Origin of the sequence: Lacrimispora indolis DSM 755, from assembly GCF_000526995.1 — a bacterium.
Taxonomy (GTDB): domain Bacteria; phylum Bacillota; class Clostridia; order Lachnospirales; family Lachnospiraceae; genus Lacrimispora; species Lacrimispora indolis.
The window spans coordinates 1,293,943-1,313,481 of sequence record NZ_AZUI01000001.1 but is presented as its reverse complement, the minus strand read 5'-3'; the positions used below and the strand labels follow the sequence as shown (position 1 = coordinate 1,313,481).

Here is a 19,539-nt window from a genome sequence, read left to right as displayed (position 1 = left end):
CGAAGGTGCACTTCGAAAAGCTGACGCTTTTCTCAGTCACGGCGTTCCACGCCTATACAATCACATAAAAAACTGCTTATGAACACAAGTGTTCAACACAGTTTTCCATATGATTGTGCACGCTTCTGATTGCATCGCGCATGTACCTTGAAAACCACATATTGAAATATATCTAGATTAGTTTTTATATGTCAAAGTATAAAAACAAAATCAAGACATCCGAGGTGTTACATCTTATGATGTAACCAAACAAAACTCGTTAAAGTAACCGTGTAACGTACGGTGAAATAACAAACCTAAGACCAGAGATACAACGCTATGTATCTTAGATGAGTCACCCGCACCCGCAGGTGAACATCGAATTGGTTAAGCTAATAAGAGCGCAGGGTGGATGCCTTGGCACTAAGAGCCGATGAAAGACGTGATAAGCTGCGAAAAGCTTCGGGGAGGAGCAAATATCCTTTGATCCGGAGATATCTGAATGGGGAAACCCAGCTGAGCAAACCTCAGTTGTCGTATGGTGAATCCATAGCCATACGTCGGGAACCCGGGGAACTGAAACATCTAAGTACCCGGAGGAAAAGAAAGAAAACTCGATTTCCAAAGTAGCGGCGAGCGAAATGGAAAGAGCCTAAACCGGTATGCGTGCATACCGGGGTTATGGACTGCAATAAGTGAGACGATTTGTTACCAGAACGGTCCTGGAAAGACCGGCCATAGAAAGTGAAAGCCTTGTATGGGAAAGCAATAGTCAGCGAGCAGGATCCAAAGTACCACGAGACACGAGAAACCTTGTGGGAATTCGGGGGGACCACCCCCCAAGGCTAAATACTACTTAGTGACCGATAGCGCATAGTACTGTGAAGGAAAGGTGAAAAGGACCCCGGGAGGGGAGTGAAAGAGAACCTGAAACCCTGTGTTTACAAGCTGTGGAACCACATTTTAAGTGGAACCGCGTACTTTTTGTAGAACGGTCCGGCGAGTTACCGTTACTGGCAAGGTTAAGCACTTAAGGTGCGGAGCCGAAGGGAAACCAAGTCTTAATAGGGCGAATGAGTCAGTAAAGGTAGACCCGAAACCGGGTGATCTACCCATGTCCAGGTTGAAGTTTCCGTAAAAGGAAATGGAGGACCGAACGCACATCCGTTGAAAAGGGTGGCGATGAGGTGTGGGTAGGGGAGAAATTCCAATCGAACCCGGAGATAGCTGGTTCTCCTCGAAATAGCTTTAGGGCTAGCCTCGTATTAGTCTGCCGGAGGTAGAGCACTGAATTTCCTAGGGGGCGTCAAAGCTTACCAAAGAATATCAAACTCCGAATGCCGGTCAGATGATGTACGGGAGTCAGACTGCACGAGATAAGTTGGGCAGTCAAAAGGGAAAGAGCCCAGACCACCAGCTAAGGTCCCAAAGTGCGTGTTAAGTGGAAAAGGATGTGGGATTTCAGAGACAACTAGGATGTTGGCTTAGAAGCAGCCACACATTCAAAGAGTGCGTAATAGCTCACTAGTCGAGAGGTCCTGCGCCGAAAATGTCCGGGGCTAAAACACGACACCGAAGCTGTGGAATGTGTATTCATACACATTGGTAGAGGAGCATTCTTAACGCACAGAAGCATTACCGTAAGGAGATGTGGAGTGTTAAGAAGAGAGAATGCCGGAATGAGTAGCGAGATGGAGGTGAGAATCCTCCAGGCCGAATATCTAAGGTTTCCAGAGTAAAGCTGATCTGCTCTGGGTAAGTCGGGGCCTAAGGCGAGGTCGAAAGACGTAGTCGATGGACAACAGGTTGAAATTCCTGTACCGCATATCATCAGAACTGTGGGGACACAGAACCGAGGAAGAACCCGGGAATGAAAAGACCGGGGCAAGCATTTTACTGGCTGAGATGGAAAATCCGCTCAGCAACAGGAAGGTGTGACGCGTACCGAACACAAGTAGGGAAGTCTTCGTAGGGGCTGTCAAGAAAAGCCGCTATTGTGTGATATGTGCCCGTACCGTAAACCGACACAGGTGGATGAGGAGAGAATCCTAAGGCCGGCGGGAGAAGCATTGTTAAGGAACTCGGCAAAATGACCCCGTAACTTCGGGATAAGGGGTGCCTGAGAAATCAGGCCGCAGAGAATAGGCTCAAGCAACTGTTTAGCAAAAACACAGGTCTATGCAAAACCGAAAGGTGAGGTATATGGGCTGACGCCTGCCCGGTGCTGGAAGGTTACGAGGAGGGGTTAGCGGCAACGCGAAGCTCTGAATTTAAGCCCCAGTAAACGGCGGCCGTAACTATAACGGTCCTAAGGTAGCGAAATTCCTTGTCGGGTAAGTTCCGACCCGCACGAAAGGCGTAATGATTTGAGCGCTGTCTCGACAATGCACCCGGTGAAATTGAAGTACCAGTGAAGATGCTGGTTACCTGCGCCAGGACGGAAAGACCCCATGGAGCTTTACTCCAGCTTGATACTGGGATTCGGTACTGCATGTACAGGATAGGTGGGAGGCAGTGAAGATAGGACGCCAGTCTTATCAGAGCCGATGTTGGGATACCACCCTTGCGGTATTGGGTTTCTAACCTGCAGCCATGACCTGGCTGGGGGACAATGTCAGGCGGGGAGTTTGACTGGGGCGGTCGCCTCCGAAAGGGTATCGGAGGCGCTCAAAGGTTCCCTCAGAATGGACGGAAACCATTCGAAGAGTGCAAAGGCATAAGGGAGCTTGACTGCGACACCGACGGGTGGAGCAGGTAGGAAACTAGGACTTAGTGATCCGGTGGTATAAAGTGGGATTGCCATCGCTCAACGGATAAAAGCTACCCTGGGGATAACAGGCTTATCACTCCCAAGAGTTCACATCGACGGAGTGGTTTGGCACCTCGATGTCGGCTCATCGCATCCTGGGGCTGTAGTAGGTCCCAAGGGTTGGGCTGTTCGCCCATTAAAGCGGTACGCGAGCTGGGTTCAGAACGTCGTGAGACAGTTCGGTCCCTATCCGGCGTGGGCGTAGGATATTTGAGAGGAGCTGTCCTTAGTACGAGAGGACCGGGATGGACTGACCTCTGGTGTATCTGTTGGTGATCAACACCATGGCAGAGTAGCCAAGTCGGGAAGGGATAAACGCTGAAGGCATCTAAGCGTGAAGCCCCCCTCAAGATGAGATATCCCATCGCAAGAGTAAGACCCCTTGAAGACGACGAGGTAGATAGGGCAGAGGTGGAAGCATGGCAACATGTGGAGCTGACTGTCACTAATAGGTCGAGGGCTTAACCAGGTTGGTTTAGGTAAGAGGAAAAAGAACGGATGAAAATAGATATGTAACAATGTGTGGTTTTGAGGGTATATGCAGCAGGTTATAGTGCATATCACGAAATAATAATGCGTAAATCCAGGAATGGGTTTGCGCTTTTTTAAATTTTCAGCGGAGCAGCCGTGTGAAACAACCAAGTTTCGGTACAGTAGCTTGTCTGGCAAATGTTTTGTTTTTTGAAAAATATGGAAGATGGTCTTGCATTGGAGCGCATTCCGGGGTAAATTAAGATAGAACTAAACTATAACTTTTAAGAGAGCGTTTAACTATGCTTAAGGCTTTTAAAGAATGGACTGAATATAATATAGGCTTTTCAAAGAATTAAGGAGATATAGGAGATGAAGAGAGAACAGGATGCCACCCGAATATTAATGGTTTGTCATGGAAACATATGCAGATCCCCCATGGCTGAGTTTGTTATGAAGGATATGATAGAAAAGGAGAACTTGGGCAATCGTTTTCATGTTGCGTCAGGGGCTACAAGCACGGAGGAGATCGGGAATCCGGTGCACCGTGGGACAAAGGAAAAGCTTAAGGAATATGGAATTTCCACAGCCGGAAAATATGCGGTCCAGTTATCCAGGAAGGATTATGACAAATACGATTATCTCATTGGTATGGAACAGCGTAACGTGACAAATATGCTCAGAATCCTGGGAGGAGATCCGGAAGGAAAAGTGAGGCGGCTTTTGGACTTTTCCTCTGATCCAAGAGATATTGCAGACCCATGGTACACCGGAGACTTTGATCGTACCTATGATGATGTTTATGAAGGCTGCAAAGCTCTTCTTGCGTTTATTTTGAATGAGGAATCAATAAAGCATTACAGGTAGCAGGGAGGCATTTTTATGAAACCACTTAATTTTATAGTAGTAGGCTCCGGTTGGAGGTCCCTTTTTTATGCCAGGATCGCCAAGGCTTATCCGGATTGTTTTAATGTGGCAGCGTTTCTTTGCAGGACAAAGGAAAAGGCGCGGAAGATACAGGAGGAAACCGGAATTAAGGCCGTGATAAGCCAGGAGGAATGCCTGTCAGAAAATCCGGATTTCATTGTAGCGGCTGTAAGTAAGGATTCCATTTTTCAGGTGACAAGAGAATGGGCGCTGAAAGGATATCCGGTACTTTGTGAGACTCCTGCTGCCATGGAATTAGAAGATCTTCAGGAACTATGGCGCCTTCGCACTAAGGAGGGAGCCAGGATCCAGGTGGCGGAACAGTATTTTAGATATCCGGTTTTTCAAGGGGCTATTGAGATCGTGAAACGGGGATACCTTGGAGACCCGTATATGGTTAATATCTCGGCAGTCCATGACTATCATGGGGCCAGTCTGATCAGGCGGCTTTTGGGAATCGGTTTTGAAAATATGAAGCTGTATGGAAAGAAATTCCGGTATCCGGTGGTGGAAACAGATTCCAGATACGGACTGATTGAAGACGGCAGGGTTAGTGAGAGAGAACGGGTCAGGCTGACCTTTGAATTCCAAGGGGGAAAAACAGCCTTTTATGATTTTAACGGCATACAATACCATTCCAGGATCAGGGGACGCCATTTAAACGTTCAGGGAGCCAAAGGGGAATTGGATGACTGGACGCTGCGTTACGTAGGAGAGGACAACCGGTCCAGGGAGTATCAGATCATAAAGGAACCATTTGAAACAGGAGGTGGAATTAAGAGGATATGCATGAAGCAGGAACAGCTTTATTTAAATCCGTTTTATGAGTTGGGAAAAGTTAATGGGCTTCCTCAGGATGAAACGGCAATAGGGACCCTTATGCTTGGGATGAGGCGTTTTATTGAGGAAGGCGCAGAGGTTTATCCCCTCGCAGAAGGATTGCAGGATGCCTATGTAAGGATCCTTATGGAACAGGCGCTGAAAGGCGGACAGACGGTAGAGTCAGAAACACAGGTTTGGGGCTGATGGAAAAGAGGCTTGTTTTTCCGTAAGATGCGAAAAATCAAGCCCATTCTGCTGCCTGTGAAAATTATGATTAATCATTATCATCAATGATGGTAAGGTTAAAGGATTCGCAGGATAAATCCACATCCCTGCCTGCCTTTTGAGCAGGACTGATGAAACGGATGATAGGGCGCAGGGAAAATCCCGGCGTATTATCTTTGACGACCGCTGAGCTTCCGTCACTGAGATGGACAATGGTACCGATGGGATATGCGGAGACACAGTGAAGGAAAGCTGTCAGCAGTTCCGGGTCAAAATGGGTGTTGGAGCAGCTGGTGAGATAATCAAAAATCTGCCTGGGAGACCATGCTTTCCGGTATGGCCTGGTGGAATTGAGGGCGTCATATACATCTGCAATGGCCAGAATACGGGCATAAAGGGGGATATCTTTGCCTGAAAGGCCGAAAGGATATCCGCTTCCGTCATATTTCTCATGATGGGTCTGAACCCCCTGCAGCACCGCCTGGGAAATCACCATATGTTCTTCCAGCTTTTTATAGGAAAGGCTTGGGTGCTGCTTCATGATTTCAAATTCTTCGCTGGTTAAGGGTCCCGGCTTGTTGGTAATATCAATAGAAATATCCGTTTTCCCAATGTCGTGAAGAAGGCCGCAGAGTGCCAGATCATTTAAATTGGAAATGGAAAGTCCGATGTATTTTCCTAATAAAACGCTTAAAATGCCCACATAAAGGCTATGGGAATAGGTATAACCGTCATAATCTCTGATATCAATCAACTGAAAGAGATACTTATCCTTATTCAGGACATTCATAACAACGGATTCGGCTACTTTGGCGATCTCCACGTAAACCTGTTTGCTGGACTGAAAGGTGAATTTTTTTAAGCTCTGGTCAAAGACATCACGGATGCTTGTGAGCATTTTTGCCTTTAATTCCGGCTCCACGAAGTCTTCAGGTTCAATGCCTTCCGTTAGCGCTGTGCTGATATAAGCCCCTTGTATTCCGATTCTTTTCATGCGGTTGATCATACGTTCACTTAGTTTGCAGCCGGTTACCGCAAAAGGAAGCATTGGGTTTATTCCCGGGATGTTTCGGGCTAATTCCATACCTTCAGTCAATTTCTCAATAGGAAGATAAATCAATTCTTTCACCTCGACAGACCAAAACGCAGTCTCTTCTTTCTGTTCCTCAAATTCCTTTTATGCTATCCGTAAATTCCTTTTTATGTTAAAGTTGGAAATATATACACAATGACACATTAAATTATAGTGGGAATTGACTAATGCGTCAATGAAAATTTACATTTTAGACACTAGTATGGCAGAGAAAAATTGAGGGGTATTTTATGCAAAAATCATTTTGATTTTTATTTTTCATGGAAATCCGGATTGATTTAGAAGGGCAATGAAGTAGTTTTTTAAAAAGAAGGTTAAAGAGGGGAAATCTTATGATTGAAATCTTAAACGGTATGCATGAGACCATTCATTATGAGTGTTCATTAGGGCTTCGTCTGTATCATAATACGAAATATGAGGATTATCCGGAGCACTGGCATGGGGGGATTGAGATAATCATGCCAATTAAGGGAGGGTATGAGGTCATAGTAGGCGAAGAACATTATCCCATTGAAGCAGAAGACATCATTCTGATCCATTCCGGTGTGATCCATTCTTTAAAGGCACCTCCTGTGGGAGAACGTTACATTCTGCAGTTTGATACGGCCCTTCTTTACCATTTAAGGGAGATGGAAACCCTGCTTCACATGATCCCTCCGGTAATACTCATGAAAAAAGAGGACAAGGATTCCCCTCATGGATCTGTAAAGAAAAAGCTAGATAAAATTATTGAGGAATACCAGGGTAACAGCAGCTTCCGGGAAGCGTCCATCTATGCTGCTCTCATTGAAATTTATGTGGAATTAGGTAGAAATACAGTGTGGCGGGATGAGGGCGGCCGGAAGCTCCACACCATGAAAGGACACGAGTATTTCGAAGCGGTCATGAGCGCCTGTAATTATATTAATCAGCACTTTATGGAGAATTTGACATTGGGAGAAGTGGCACGGATAGGTGGATTTTCCAAATACCACTTTACAAGGATTTTTAAACAGTATATGAATATGACTTTTTACGAGTATTTAAACTCCAGGCGTATAAAAAGAGCAGAAGAGCTTTTGTATAATGCTGGGGAAATGAGCATTACAGAAATTGCTATGAGTTCCGGCTTTTCATCCATGAGCGCATTTAGCCGTACCTTTAAGATGATAAAGCACTGTTCTCCAAGCAGCTACAGAAAGATCAGGCAGTAGGCGTACCTGCAAGAAGAATAAAGGAATGAATCGTTCCCATGTGAAAGTCAGCCATGGAAATTATTTCCATGGGAAAAAGCAATATGTGCACCATTGGAAGCAAGAAGTGTGATGCTTAAACTGCCATGTTAATGTTATGATGAAGTCACCAGGAAAAAGGCAATCAGCCGGAAAATAAGATTAACAGGAGAGGATAAATTTCATGAATCAGGATAAGCAGAAGGAATACCGGAAACGGGCAAAAAAACTGGTGGCAGAAATGACACTTGAGGAAAAGGTTTCACAGACCGTGCATAGGGCGGCGGCGATCCCAAGGCTTGGAATAAAGGGCTATAACTGGTGGAACGAAGGGCTTCACGGTGTGGCAAGGGCAGGAATAGCCACGGTGTTTCCTCAGGCCATTGGTATGGCGGCAAGCTTTGATGAGGGGCTGCTTTGGGAAGTGGCTGATGTGGTTTCCACAGAGGCCAGGGCAAAGTTTCATATGCAGCAGAAATTTGGAGATTCGGATATTTACAAAGGCCTTACGTTCTGGGCTCCTAATGTAAATATTTTCAGGGATCCGCGCTGGGGGAGAGGACATGAGACTTTTGGAGAGGATCCTCATCTGACCTCACGGCTGGGAGTCAGTTTCATTAAAGGGATGCAGGGTGATGATGAGAATTATATGAAGGCTGCGGCCTGCGCCAAACATTTTGCAGTCCATTCAGGTCCGGAGGATGAACGCCACTCCTTTGACGCGGTGGTAACAAAGCAGGATATGTTTGAAACGTATTTACCTGCTTTTGAGGCATGCGTAAAGGAAGGAAAGGTGGAAGCGGTCATGGGGGCCTATAACAGGACCAATGGGGAACCCTGCTGCGGAAGCAAGACTTTGCTTAAGGATATTTTGCGGACTGCCTGGGGATTTGACGGGCATGTTACCTCAGACTGCTGGGCGGTAAAGGATTTTCATGAACATCATGGGGTCACAGGTTCTGCCCTGGAATCTGCCGCCCTGGCTATGGAAAACGGATGTGATCTAAATTGCGGAAGCCTGTTTTTATACCTTACCGAGGCGGTGAACAGGGGGATGGTATCTGAGGAGCGGTTAAATGAGGCAGTTGAAAATCTGATGGTGACCAGGCTGAAGCTTGGGTTGTTTGAAGAGCCGGAACACGTAGAATACAGTAAAATCACCTATGAGAATAATGATACCAGAGAGCATAAGGCGTTGAATTTCAAAGCTTCCAGAAAGTCCTTTGTGCTTCTTAAAAATGAGGGACATGTTCTTCCTCTGGATAAGAGCAAGATAAAAACCATTGGCATCATTGGGCCAAACAGCAATAACCGGAAGGCGCTTATTGGAAATTATGAAGGCACTGCATCCAGGTATTATACGATCTCAGAGGGGATCCAGGATTACGTGGGAGAAGATGTCCGCGTTATGGTTTCAGAAGGCTGCCATTTATGTAAACCAAGGGTGAGCGGCCTTGGACAGGAGAATGACCGTTTGTCAGAGGTTCGGGGAGTCTGTGAGTCCAGCGATGTGATCATTGCCTGTATGGGCCTGGATTCCAGCCTGGAAGGGGAAGAAGGAGATGAAGGTAATGAATTTGCCAGCGGGGATAAACCCAATCTCTCCCTTCCGGGACTGCAGCAGCAGGTATTGGAGGAGATCTATAAGAGCGGGAAGCCGGTCGTTCTGGTGCTGCTATCGGGAAGCGCCCTGGCGGTATCCTGGGCAGATGAACACATTCCTGCCATTATTGAGGGCTGGTATCCGGGGGCCCAGGGAGGCCGCGCCCTGGCTGCCGTGCTGTTTGGAGATTATTCGCCGGAAGGAAAGCTTCCCGTCACCTTTTACAGGACCACAGAGGAGCTTCCGGCCTTTACGGATTATGCCATGAAGGGCAGAACCTACCGCTACATGGAGCAGGAGGCCCTTTATCCCTTTGGTTATGGGCTTTCTTACACAGATTTTTCCGTAAAGGATGTGGCTTTAAGCAAAGAACGGATCCAGGAGGGCGATACTCTTACCATAAAAGCGGTGTTAAAGAATGAGGGCCTTATGAAGGGGGCGGAAACCCTGCAGATATATGTTAAGTCCTGTGCCCCCCAAACGCCGAATGCCCAGCTGAAGGCATTCTTAAAAGCAGAGCTGGAGCCTGGGGAGGAAAGAGAAGTGCAGGTGACGCTTTCTGACAAAGCATTTGCTTTACGAGATAAACAGGGAGATCTGGTAATGGAGACCGGCACATATCAGGTGTATGTTGGAACACAGCAGCCTGATAGGCGGAGCCGGGAGCTTACAGGAAAAGAGCCGGAAATGGTGACGGTATCCGTTGGTCAGCGGGGTGTTTTGGAAACTTGCTGCATTTAGTACCTGGGGTTGTTACAAAATGAATTATTATAAAAAAATTGCATAAAATAAGGTGCTGCGCTGTCTGAGGAAGAAGAACCCTGAGACAGCGTTTTTTGGTTACAAAGACAATGGTTAAATGAAATAAAGTAAGTAATCTAAAATTTTAGGAAACAAAATGAAAAATTTTGGAAGAAAATATAAGAATTTTGTAAGAGTTTTATCAGATTCTACTTGTCTTTAATATAAAATTTTATTATAATATTACAGTATGTGAAAGACCGGATATACAGCGTTATTATATAAAAACTGATACAAAGGAGGCCGTATGATCAAAAGACAAGAGAGCAATTTCAAAAAAGCTGTCAATGAATTGCTGGGTTATTCCTCGGAGGCTGAGGATGAGATCGAAATTCCGGAGGGCAAAGAGGAGCCCAAGGCTGTGATGAACGAGAGACCGGATGTGGAAGCGGTTGTAAACCAGACGCAAAATCCTGTTCAAAACTCATTTTATAACTCCGTCCAAAACCCCAATCCCATGCGCATGACAGCTGAGACCAGTAAGGTGTCCTCCTACACGGTGGAGACGAAATCATTATCAGTGGAGGCCATGAACCAGGTGTCTTCCAAGGTGGCGGTAATTACGGAGGATATGATTGTAAACGGAGATATTGCCACCCAGTCTGATTTGAACATTTTCGGCCAGGTAACCGGAAGTGTGGACTGCAGAGGTGACGTTTTGGTCATGGGCCGTGTGACCGGAGATGTTTCCGGCTTGAATGTGAGAGTGGAAGGCGAGGTAAACGGAAACTTAACCGTGAATAAACGCCTGGACATGGGCCCCGGAGGACGGATCAAGGGAGATATTACGGCGTCCAATGTTTTCAGTGAAGGGATCAGCGAGGGGGATATTAAAGCGGAAGAGACCATTCACCTGGGAGGAAGCTCTGTGGTAGTCGGTAAGGTTTATGCCAAGGCATTTGCCATTACACAGGGGGCCAGGATTAAGGGCATGATGACAACCTACGACTGATAAACGACTGCCGGGGAGAATACTATGAACAAAAGAAAAAAAAGAAGGCGTAAACCTTACTTTGGCAGCGTACGGTTTTTCCGGCATTTGATACTTACAACGATCGCATTGCTTATCATCATTCCAACTGGTCTGGCTGCATATTTTAAGGCCCAGAACAAAAGAATGGTGAAGGAAAGCTATGAGCTATATAGTGAGAACCTGGTACTTCAAAGGCAGGCAGATATGGCGTTGAACAGTGAAACGGTTAATGAGACGGAACCGGTCCGCCTTTCTTCTGACAAATACGGGGAGATACTGGTGGATACAAATTCCTGGGAATTGATGCTTGTCAATGATGCCCATCCCTTAAGCCAGAAGTTTCAGGTAAACCTGGTTGAAGTGCAGCCAGGCCAGAGCGTGGATTCACGGATCGTCAAGGACTTACAGGACATGATGGAGGCAGCTGAAAACGAGGGATATGAACTTCATATCTATTCTTCGTTTCGTGATTTAAAAAGGCAGCAGTCACTTTTTAATGATTGTTTAAAGCGCCTTCAGGAAGAAGGCATGGATTACCAGCAGGCCTTTTATGAGAGCAAGGCAAGGCTCGCACTGCCGGGGACCAGCGAGCATCAGACCGGTTTGGCGGTGGACATTGCGGCAAAGGCTTATTATTACCTTGATGAGGAGCGGGGAGGACAGAAAGAAGCCGTGTGGCTGGAGCAAAACTGCTACCGCTACGGTTTTGTGCTTCGTTATCCTAAGGACAAGGAGAATATAACAGGCATCCGCTATGAGCCGGAGCATTTCCGCTACGTGGGGAAGACTGTGGCCAGATTCCTTACGGAAAATGATCTGGTGCTGGAAGAATTTTATGATATTTTACAGAAAAACGGCAGACTCCGTTAGTTTGCAGGGTGGGATTCCTATGGATCCCGCCCTGTTATTTTTGGAAAAAAATTCTATGTGAAAACAGTGGGGATAACCATTCATACTTAACACACATCCTGCATAAGTATGTAAAAACGTCCTAGCAGGGGGATTTTCTTGAAGGAATATATTGAAGAACGCGCGGTTGCGATCGCCAACTACATAATAGACTATCATGCAACCGTGAGGCAAACCGCGAAGAAATTTGGGATATCCAAATCTACGGTACATAAAGATGTTACGGACCGACTGGAACACATCAATCCGTCCCTGGCAGCCCGAGCCAGGGTGATCCTGGATATTAACAAATCCGAGCGCCATATACGGGGCGGCCTGGCCACCAAAGAAAAATACCAGCACCGTCTTCAGATGTGCAGCAAAAAGAATTAATAAGACAAAGGAGTGAAAAACAGCCTCTGATGGGAAGGGAACCAGCTTCCCATCAGAGGCTGTTTTTAATTCAGAGAAAATTTTAGTTGACATGAGACCTGAAAATATGTTATTCTTTACCCCGGTATGAAGAGACATTATCGTTTTCATGCAAATATTGACCACTTCGTAAGAAGTTAAGCCCAGACGGACAGGCGGGTCAGCTGCCGAGCGTGGGAAACCACATTATTGATTGAGTTAAAAGCTCAAATTTTATAAGTTGATTACTTTATAATCCGTGCGATTGCACATCACTTGTGAAACGATCAATAATAGCAGGGACAACATATTTGCTATGTAGACTCGAAGACGATAATTATCATGACGAAAAGATGGGCATTATGCCTTTATTGGAAATACAGTTCATGAAATTGCAGGCAGGTGATGATTTATCACCTGCCTTTTTGTTATTAAAAAATTGCGTCCCATAAGGTGACGTATCCATTTCAGTGACAAAAGAGGGGTAACATTCCCGTAACAAGGAAAGGTAAAATCCATATGAACAAAAAAGATCAGATGAGGGCGCCTATTTATGAAGCTCTTGAAACATTCCAAAAAAAGAGGGTGGTCCCCTTTGATGTGCCAGGCCATAAAAGAGGAAGGGGAAATCCGGAGCTTGCCCGGCTTTTGGGAGAACGGTGTGTGGGACTTGATGTGAACTCCATGAAGCCTCTTGATAATTTATGTCATCCCGTATCCGTGATCCGTGATGCGGAACGGCTGGCAGCGGAGGCCTTTGGGGCGGCAGATGCATTTTTAATGGTGGGAGGAACCACGTCTGCGGTACAGAGCATGATCCTGTCTGTCTGCAAGGCAGGGGATAAAATTATTCTGCCGAGAAATGTTCATAGAAGCGCTCTGAATGCTCTTGTATTATGCGGGGCAATTCCGATTTATGTAAATCCGGAGGTAAACAGCATGCTGGGCATTTCCCTTGGCATGGAAATCGGCCAGGTGGAAAAGGCGATCCAGGAAAATCCCGACGCAGCGGCGGTGTTTGTCAACAATCCCACCTATTACGGAATCTGTTCTGATATTCGTTCCATTGTCAGGCTGGCCCATGCCCATGGGATGAAGGTCCTTGCCGACGAAGCTCACGGGACCCATCTCTATTTTGGAAAGGGTCTTCCGGTATCCGGTATGGAAGCAGGGGCAGATATGGCGGCGGTGTCCATGCACAAATCAGGGGGAAGTTTGACACAAAGCTCCCTGCTCCTTTTAAATGAGGGCGTGAATGGGGATTATGTGCGTCAGATCATAAACTTAACCCAGACAACCAGCGCTTCTTACCTGCTTTTGTCAAGCCTTGATATATCCAGGCGGAACCTGGCCTTAAGAGGGGAAGAATCCTTTGCAAAGGTGGTGGAAATGGCAGAATATGCCAGGGGAGAGATCAACTCCATCGGAGGGTACTATGCCTATGGAAGGGATTTAATCAATGGAACCAGTATTTTTGATTACGATGTGACAAAGCTTTCCGTCTATACCCTGGGGAATGGGCTGGCCGGAATTGAGGTTTACGATCTCCTTCGGGATGAATATGATATCCAGATCGAATTCGGGGATATCTGCAATCTCCTTGCCTATATTTCCATCGGCGACAGGATACAGGACATTGAACGCCTGGTGGGAGCCCTGGCGGATATTGAGCGCCTTTATAAAAAGGACAGGACAGGAATGCTGTCAGGCGAATACATAGCCCCCAAAGTGGTGGTATCGCCTCAGAAGGCTTTTTATTCCCAAAAGGTATCAGTTTCTGTAGGGGAATCCGCAGGAAGGATCAGCGGGGAGTTTGTCATGTGTTATCCTCCCGGAATTCCCATCCTGGCTCCGGGGGAAATGATCACGGAAGAAATTGTGGAATATATCATTTATGCCAGGGAAATGGGCTGTTCCATGCAGGGGACGGAAGACCCGGCGGTGGAACGGCTGATGGTATTAAAGGAGCAGATTCAGGAAGGGGAGAGGTAAGAAAAATGGAGATATGGTTTTCAAAATTTCACACTTCCAATGTTAAGCTTTCCGTTCGGATCGACAAACAGCTTTTTTCCGGGGAGAGTGAGTACCAGAGGATCGACGTGTTCGACTCCCAGGAATTCGGAAAGTTTGTGGCATTGGATGGAGACATTGTTTTTTCTGAAAAGGATGAATTTATTTACGATGAAATGGTGACCCACGTTCCCATGGCGGTCCACCCCAATGTAAAGGATGTGCTGATCATCGGCGGAGGGGATGGAGGAGTGGCAAAGGAGCTTTTACAGTATCCGTGGATCCGGTCCATTGATGTGGTTGAAACGGATAAGCTGTTTGTAGACGTGTGCCGGGATATTTTTCCGGAGGTATCCTGCGGGCTTGCTGATCCAAGGGTTAAGGTCTATTATGATGACGGGCTTCGTTTCTTAAGAAGCAAAAAGGAAGAATATGACTTAATCATCAATGATTCCACGGATCCCTTCGGGCATACGGAAGGGCTGTTTACCAAGGAATTTTACGGAAGCTGTTATAAGGCGCTGCGAAGTGACGGAATCATGGTTTACCAGCATGGAAGCCCGTTTTATGATGAGGATGAGGCGGCTTGCAGGAGCATGCACAGGAAGGTGTACCGGTCCTTCCCCATAAGCCGGGTTTATCAGGCCCATATTCCCACCTGCCCGTCAGGCTACTGGCTGTTTGGGTTTGCTTCAAAAAAATATCATCCCATCAATGATTTTAAGCGAGATGCATGGAACCAGTTGAAAATTGAAACCTGGTACTATACGACCAATCTTCATATGGGCGCTTTCATGCTGCCAAAATACGTAGAAGATTTACTGGAAGAGGAGGAAAAAGAATGAGCAGATTATTAATTATCGGATGCGGAGGAGTTGCCTCCGTTGCAATCCACAAATGCTGTCAGAACAGTGAGGTGTTTACCGACATCTGTATCGCAAGCAGGACAAAGGAAAAATGTGATGCATTAAAGGATAAGCTTGCAGGAACAACAAAAACCAGGATCGAGACCGCCAAAGTGGATGCGGATCACACGGAAGAGGTCATTGCCCTCATAAAGGATTATAAGCCGGATGCAGTGTTAAACGTAGCTCTTCCTTATCAGGATTTAACCATCATGGATGCATGTCTGGCAACAGGGGTGGATTACATTGATACCGCCAATTTTGAACCTGAGAATACCGATGATCCGGAGTGGAAGGCGATCTATGAGAAGCGCTGCAAGAGCCTTAAATTTACCGCCCTTTTTGATTATTCCTGGCAGTGGGATTATAAGGAACGTTTTGAAGAGGTGGGTATTACCGCCCTTCTTGGAACCGGGTTTGATCCTGGAGTTACCAGCGTATTTTCCGCTTACGCCTTAAAGCATTATTTTGATGAGATCCATACCATCGATATTCTGGACTGCAACGGGGGAGATCATGGATATCCTTTTGCAACCAACTTTAACCCTGAGATCAACTTAAGAGAAGTATCTTCCAATGGTTCCTATTGGGAGGAGGGCCGTTGGATCGAGACAGAGCCTATGGAGATCAAATCCAAATACAATTTCCCTGAGGTTGGGGAAAAGGACATGTACTTACTTCACCATGAGGAGATCGAATCCCTGGCAAAGAATATTCCGGGGGTTAAAAGGATCCGCTTTTTCATGACCTTTGGACAAAGTTATCTGACCCACATGAAGTGCCTGGAAAACGTAGGAATGCTTTCCACCTCCCCTGTGGAATTTAACGGACAGGAAATCGTGCCTATCCAGTTTTTAAAGGCCCTGCTTCCTGACCCTGCTTCTCTTGGCCCAAGGACCAAAGGAAAGACCAACATCGGCTGCATTTTTACGGGAGTAAAGGATGGAAAGGAAAAGACTATTTACATTTACAACGTATGCGACCATGAGGAATGCTATAAGGAAGTGGAATCCCAGGCAATTTCTTATACAACCGGTGTTCCGGCCATGATCGGCGCCATGATGGTTCTGACCGGCCAGTGGAAGAAGGCGGGGGTATTCAATGTGGAAGAGTTTGACCCGGATCCCTACATGGAGGCTTTAAACAAATGGGGACTTCCCTGGGTGGTATGCGAGGACCCGGAAACCGTTAAGGTATGGAGATAGGAAAAGGATGAGGATCGAGGATTTAAAGACCCCCTGCTATGTGATCGATGAGGGCAGGCTGGAGAAAAACCTGGAAATCTTAAGACAGTTAAAGGAACATACCGGATGTAAGATCCTGCTGGCCCAGAAGGCATTTTCCTGCTATGCAGAGTATCCCCTTATAGGCAGATACCTTGACGGGACCACTGCCAGCGGGCTTTTCGAGGCCAGACTGGGGAGGGAGGAGATGGGGCTGGAAAACCACGTCTTTGCTCCTGCTTATAAGGAAGAAGATTTTAAAGAGCTGGTGAAGATCTGCGACCACATTGTGTTTAATTCCTTTTCCCAGCTTGAGAAATATAAGGATTCCTTAAGCGGGGTGGAGGCAGGCATCAGAATCAATCCCCAGTGTTCCACCCAGGAAGGCCATGAGATTTATGACCCCTGTGCTCCCGGCTCAAGGCTTGGGGTTCCCCCGGATCATTTTAAGGAGGAGTGGCTGCCAAGGCTTTCCGGGCTCCATTTCCACACCTTATGTGAACAAAATTCCGATGATTTAAAAAAGACCCTGGATGCGGTGGAGGAAAGGTTCGGGAAGTATTTATCCGGACTGTCCTGGCTGAATATGGGCGGAGGACATCACATCACCAGGGAGGATTACGACATGGGTCTGCTGGAAGATTGTATTATGAGACTAAAGGAGAAATACGGCCTTACAGTTTATTTAGAACCAGGAGAGGCTGTGGCTCTTAATGCCGGGTATCTGGTAACAGAGGTAATGGATGTAGTGGAAAACGGGATCAGGACTTTGATTCTTGATGCTTCCGCAGCCTGCCATATGCCTGATGTGCTGGAAATGCCATACAGGCCTCCCTTAAAGGACAGCGGGGAGCCTGGAGAGAAGGCATACACCTACAGGCTGTCCTCCTGCACCTGCCTGGCGGGAGATGTGATCGGGGATTATTCCTTTGACAGGGAAATAAAGCCGGGGGATAAGCTGTATTTTATGGATATGGCCATTTATTCCATGGTAAAGAACAATACCTTTAACGGGATGCCCCTCCCTGCAATCGCCGTCATGGATAAAGGAGGAGACTGCCGTGTTATAAAAAGGTTCGGCTATGAGGATTTTAAGAACCGGCTGGCCTAGGACAGGCCTGCATATCCGGTTGATTCATCAGGAGACAGACTATGGAAAAATTAAAAAGCCTTCCGGCAAATGACGGATTTTATATGCCGGGAGAATTTGAACCTCATCGGGGCTGTATCATGATCTGGCCCAAACGGCCCGGCTCCTGGCCCTTTGGGGCCGGGAAGGCCAGGGAGGCCTTTGTCAGGATCGCAGAGGCTATTGCGGACAGCGAACAGGTGATCATGCTGGCAGAGGACGATGTGAGGGAAAGCGCCAGAGAAATGCTTTCGGACCGGATCCAGGTGGTTGATATGGAATCTGACGATGCGTGGGCAAGAGATGTGGGTCCTACTTTTGTGGTAAATAAGGAACGTGAGGTCAGAGGGATCGACTGGCAGTTTAACGCCTGGGGCGGGACCTTTGACGGACTGTATCCTGACTGGCAAAAGGATAACCTGCTTGCAGGGCATTTTTGTCAGCGGTTTGGATATCCGGTTTATGATGCCGGGCATTTTGTCCTGGAGGGAGGTTCCATTCACTCCGACGGGGAAGGCACACTTTTGGTGACCGAGAGCTGCCTTTTAAGCGCCGGAAGGAACCCCTCCCTGTCAAAGCTTCAAATTGAGGAACAGCTGAAAACCTATCTGGGTGCCTCTAAGATCATCTGGCTGAAGGCAGGCATCTATCAGGATGAAACAAATGAGCACGTAGACAATGTCTGTGCTTTTGTACGGCCGGGAGAGGTGGTTTTAGCCTGGACGGATGAGAGAGATGATCCTCAGTATGAAATGTCCCTGGCTGATTTAAGGATTCTGGAAACGGAGACGGATGCAGCAGGAAGGCATTTTAAGATCCACAAGCTTCCCATACCCAAAGAACCGGTCTGCATCACAGAGGAGGAGCTTTCCGGCTTCTCCTTTGAGCCAGGAGAGGATGTGAGGGAGGCAGGTGAGCGCCTGGCCGCCAGCTATGTGAATTTTTACATATCAAACGGCGGGGTAATTGTCCCACAGTTTGGAGATGCCCACGACTCAGAGGCAGTACGGATATTGGAGGAGTGCTTCCCGGAGAGGAGGATCTATCCGGTGTATGCAAGAGATATCATTGTGGGAGGCGGGAACATTCACTGCATTACACAGCAGATACCGGAAGGAGAGTTTCATGAGAGAAGTAACAGTGGCAGCAGTTCAGATGAAGTGCTGGGATGACGTTAAGAAAAATATTGAAAACGCGGAAATGCTGGTAAGGCAGGCGGCAAAGGAAGGCGCAAAGGTCATCCTCCTTCCGGAGCTGTTTGAACGGCAGTATTTCTGCCAGGAACGGCGGTATGAATTCTATGACTATGCAGGACCGGTGGAAGAAAACCAGGCAGTGAAGCATTTTTCCCGGATCGCGGCTGAGCTTTCTGTGGTCCTTCCCATCAGCTTTTATGAGCAGTCCGGGAATTCCATGTTTAACTCGGCAGCAGTCCTTGACGGAGATGGCACAAATCTTGGGGTATACCGAAAGACCCATATTCCGGATGACCATTACTACCAGGAAAAATTTTATTTCACGCCCGGAGATACCGGATTCCGGGTATTTGATACCATGTACGGAAAAATAGGGGTAGGGATCTGCTGGGACCAGTGGTTTCCTGAGACAGCAAGGTGTCTGGCTTTAAACGGGGCTGAGCTGATCCTGTACCCAACTGCCATCGGAAGCGAGCCGATTCTGGAATGTGACAGCATGGAGCACTGGAGGCGCTGCATGCAGGGGCATGCTGCCTCCAACATCATCCCGGTGGCTGCTGCAAACCGGGTGGGAGTGGAATCTGTGATTCCCTGCGCGGAAAATGGGAATCAAAGCTCTTCCCTTAAATTTTATGGCTCTTCCTTTATTACGGACAGCACCGGGGCAATCATAGCATCCATGGACAGGGAGAAAGAGGGTATTATATGTGCTTCCTTTGACCTTGACCAGATCATGGCTGACCGGAGGAACTGGGGGCTTTTCAGAGACCGCAGGCCAAAGATGTACGGAGAAATTACAGGAAAATCTTAAACTCACTTTTTTGTGCAAGGAAAGTTGCGATAATTCAATGAGACTATACTAT

14 protein-coding genes and 1 rRNA gene are annotated in these 19,539 nt (G+C 47.1%); 14 read left to right on the top strand and 1 reads right to left on the bottom strand.

Features of this window, described 5'->3' with window-relative positions; all coding sequences use genetic code 11:
* Positions 1-364: 364 nt before the first annotated feature.
* The 3 genes from K401_RS0106280 to K401_RS0106270 all read left to right on the top strand — a co-directional run bounded on the left by K401_RS0106280 (position 365) and on the right by K401_RS0106270 (position 5,212).
* Positions 365-3,257, top strand: a 23S ribosomal RNA gene (locus K401_RS0106280).
* Positions 3,258-3,631: 374 nt separating this feature from the next.
* On the top strand, positions 3,632-4,126 hold the full coding sequence (locus K401_RS0106275) for a low molecular weight protein-tyrosine-phosphatase (RefSeq protein WP_024292155.1): 495 nt from the start codon (positions 3,632-3,634) through the stop codon (positions 4,124-4,126).
* Positions 4,127-4,141: 15 nt separating this feature from the next.
* Positions 4,142-5,212: a Gfo/Idh/MocA family protein gene (locus K401_RS0106270; RefSeq protein ID WP_024292154.1), complete on the top strand. Its 1,071-nt coding sequence runs from the start codon at positions 4,142-4,144 to the stop codon at positions 5,210-5,212.
* A gap of 70 nt (positions 5,213-5,282) precedes the next feature.
* Here K401_RS0106270 and K401_RS0106265 read toward each other — a convergent pair whose 3' ends face one another.
* The gene (locus K401_RS0106265; protein WP_166435256.1) at positions 5,283-6,281 is read right to left on the bottom strand and encodes an HD-GYP domain-containing protein; all 999 of its coding nucleotides are present in this window, start codon (positions 6,279-6,281) and stop codon (positions 5,283-5,285) included.
* 377 nt (positions 6,282-6,658) lie between these two features.
* Here K401_RS0106265 and K401_RS0106260 point away from each other — a divergent pair, with 377 nt between their 5' ends.
* The 11 genes from K401_RS0106260 to aguB all read left to right on the top strand — a co-directional run bounded on the left by K401_RS0106260 (position 6,659) and on the right by aguB (position 19,487).
* On the top strand, positions 6,659-7,519 hold the full coding sequence (locus K401_RS0106260) for an AraC family transcriptional regulator (protein WP_024292152.1): 861 nt from the start codon (positions 6,659-6,661) through the stop codon (positions 7,517-7,519).
* 202 nt (positions 7,520-7,721) lie between these two features.
* Entirely contained in the window at positions 7,722-9,881 is a 2,160-nt protein-coding gene (locus tag K401_RS0106255) for a glycoside hydrolase family 3 C-terminal domain-containing protein (RefSeq protein WP_027352171.1), read from the top strand.
* Positions 9,882-10,188: 307 nt separating this feature from the next.
* Positions 10,189-10,893, top strand: a complete 705-nt coding sequence (locus K401_RS0106250) for a bactofilin family protein (RefSeq protein WP_024292150.1) — start codon at positions 10,189-10,191, stop codon at positions 10,891-10,893.
* Between the two features lie 24 nt (positions 10,894-10,917).
* Complete coding sequence (locus tag K401_RS0106245; RefSeq protein WP_024292149.1) at positions 10,918-11,784, top strand: M15 family metallopeptidase; 867 nt, start codon at positions 10,918-10,920, stop codon at positions 11,782-11,784.
* Positions 11,785-11,922: 138 nt separating this feature from the next.
* Complete coding sequence (gene spoIIID, locus K401_RS0106240) at positions 11,923-12,195, top strand: sporulation transcriptional regulator SpoIIID (protein WP_013271108.1); 273 nt, start codon at positions 11,923-11,925, stop codon at positions 12,193-12,195.
* Positions 12,196-12,732: 537 nt separating this feature from the next.
* Complete coding sequence (locus K401_RS0106235) at positions 12,733-14,205, top strand: aminotransferase class I/II-fold pyridoxal phosphate-dependent enzyme (RefSeq protein ID WP_024292148.1); 1,473 nt, start codon at positions 12,733-12,735, stop codon at positions 14,203-14,205.
* A 5-nt stretch (positions 14,206-14,210) separates the two neighbouring features.
* Positions 14,211-15,068 (top strand): polyamine aminopropyltransferase, encoded by an 858-nt coding sequence (gene speE, locus K401_RS0106230; protein WP_024292147.1) that lies wholly within the window; start codon positions 14,211-14,213, stop codon positions 15,066-15,068.
* A complete protein-coding gene (locus K401_RS0106225) occupies positions 15,065-16,333 on the top strand; it encodes a saccharopine dehydrogenase family protein (protein WP_024292146.1) in 1,269 nt (422 codons plus the stop codon). The genes speE and K401_RS0106225 overlap by 4 nt, the downstream gene beginning before the upstream one ends.
* 7 nt (positions 16,334-16,340) lie before the next feature.
* Positions 16,341-17,462 carry a carboxynorspermidine decarboxylase gene (nspC, locus tag K401_RS0106220; protein ID WP_024292145.1) on the top strand — a complete coding sequence of 374 codons (1,122 nt, stop codon included), beginning with the start codon at positions 16,341-16,343 and terminating at the stop codon, positions 17,460-17,462.
* A gap of 41 nt (positions 17,463-17,503) precedes the next feature.
* Positions 17,504-18,652, top strand: coding sequence for an agmatine deiminase (gene aguA, locus K401_RS0106215; RefSeq protein WP_024292144.1), 1,149 nt, complete (start codon positions 17,504-17,506; stop codon positions 18,650-18,652).
* Positions 18,606-19,487, top strand: coding sequence for an N-carbamoylputrescine amidase (gene aguB, locus K401_RS0106210; RefSeq protein WP_024292143.1), 882 nt, complete (start codon positions 18,606-18,608; stop codon positions 19,485-19,487). The genes aguA and aguB overlap by 47 nt, the downstream gene beginning before the upstream one ends.
* Positions 19,488-19,539: the final 52 nt, after the last annotated feature.

Excerpts from the sequence above, each read along its gene's own strand:
- K401_RS0106275 (WP_024292155.1), top strand. The coding sequence starts at position 3,632 with ATGAAGAGAGAACAGGATGCCACCCGAATATTAATGGTTTGTCATGGA.
- K401_RS0106270 (WP_024292154.1), top strand. The coding sequence starts at position 4,142 with ATGAAACCACTTAATTTTATAGTAGTAGGCTCCGGTTGGAGGTCCCTT.
- K401_RS0106265 (WP_166435256.1), bottom strand. The coding sequence starts at position 6,281 with ATGCTTCCTTTTGCGGTAACCGGCTGCAAACTAAGTGAACGTATGATC.
- K401_RS0106260 (WP_024292152.1), top strand. The coding sequence starts at position 6,659 with ATGATTGAAATCTTAAACGGTATGCATGAGACCATTCATTATGAGTGT.
- K401_RS0106255 (WP_027352171.1), top strand. The coding sequence starts at position 7,722 with ATGAATCAGGATAAGCAGAAGGAATACCGGAAACGGGCAAAAAAACTG.
- K401_RS0106250 (WP_024292150.1), top strand. The coding sequence starts at position 10,189 with ATGATCAAAAGACAAGAGAGCAATTTCAAAAAAGCTGTCAATGAATTG.
- K401_RS0106245 (WP_024292149.1), top strand. The coding sequence starts at position 10,918 with ATGAACAAAAGAAAAAAAAGAAGGCGTAAACCTTACTTTGGCAGCGTA.
- K401_RS0106235 (WP_024292148.1), top strand. The coding sequence starts at position 12,733 with ATGAACAAAAAAGATCAGATGAGGGCGCCTATTTATGAAGCTCTTGAA.
- speE (WP_024292147.1), top strand. The coding sequence starts at position 14,211 with ATGGAGATATGGTTTTCAAAATTTCACACTTCCAATGTTAAGCTTTCC.
- K401_RS0106225 (WP_024292146.1), top strand. The coding sequence starts at position 15,065 with ATGAGCAGATTATTAATTATCGGATGCGGAGGAGTTGCCTCCGTTGCA.
- nspC (WP_024292145.1), top strand. The coding sequence starts at position 16,341 with ATGAGGATCGAGGATTTAAAGACCCCCTGCTATGTGATCGATGAGGGC.
- aguA (WP_024292144.1), top strand. The coding sequence starts at position 17,504 with ATGGAAAAATTAAAAAGCCTTCCGGCAAATGACGGATTTTATATGCCG.
- aguB (WP_024292143.1), top strand. The coding sequence starts at position 18,606 with ATGAGAGAAGTAACAGTGGCAGCAGTTCAGATGAAGTGCTGGGATGAC.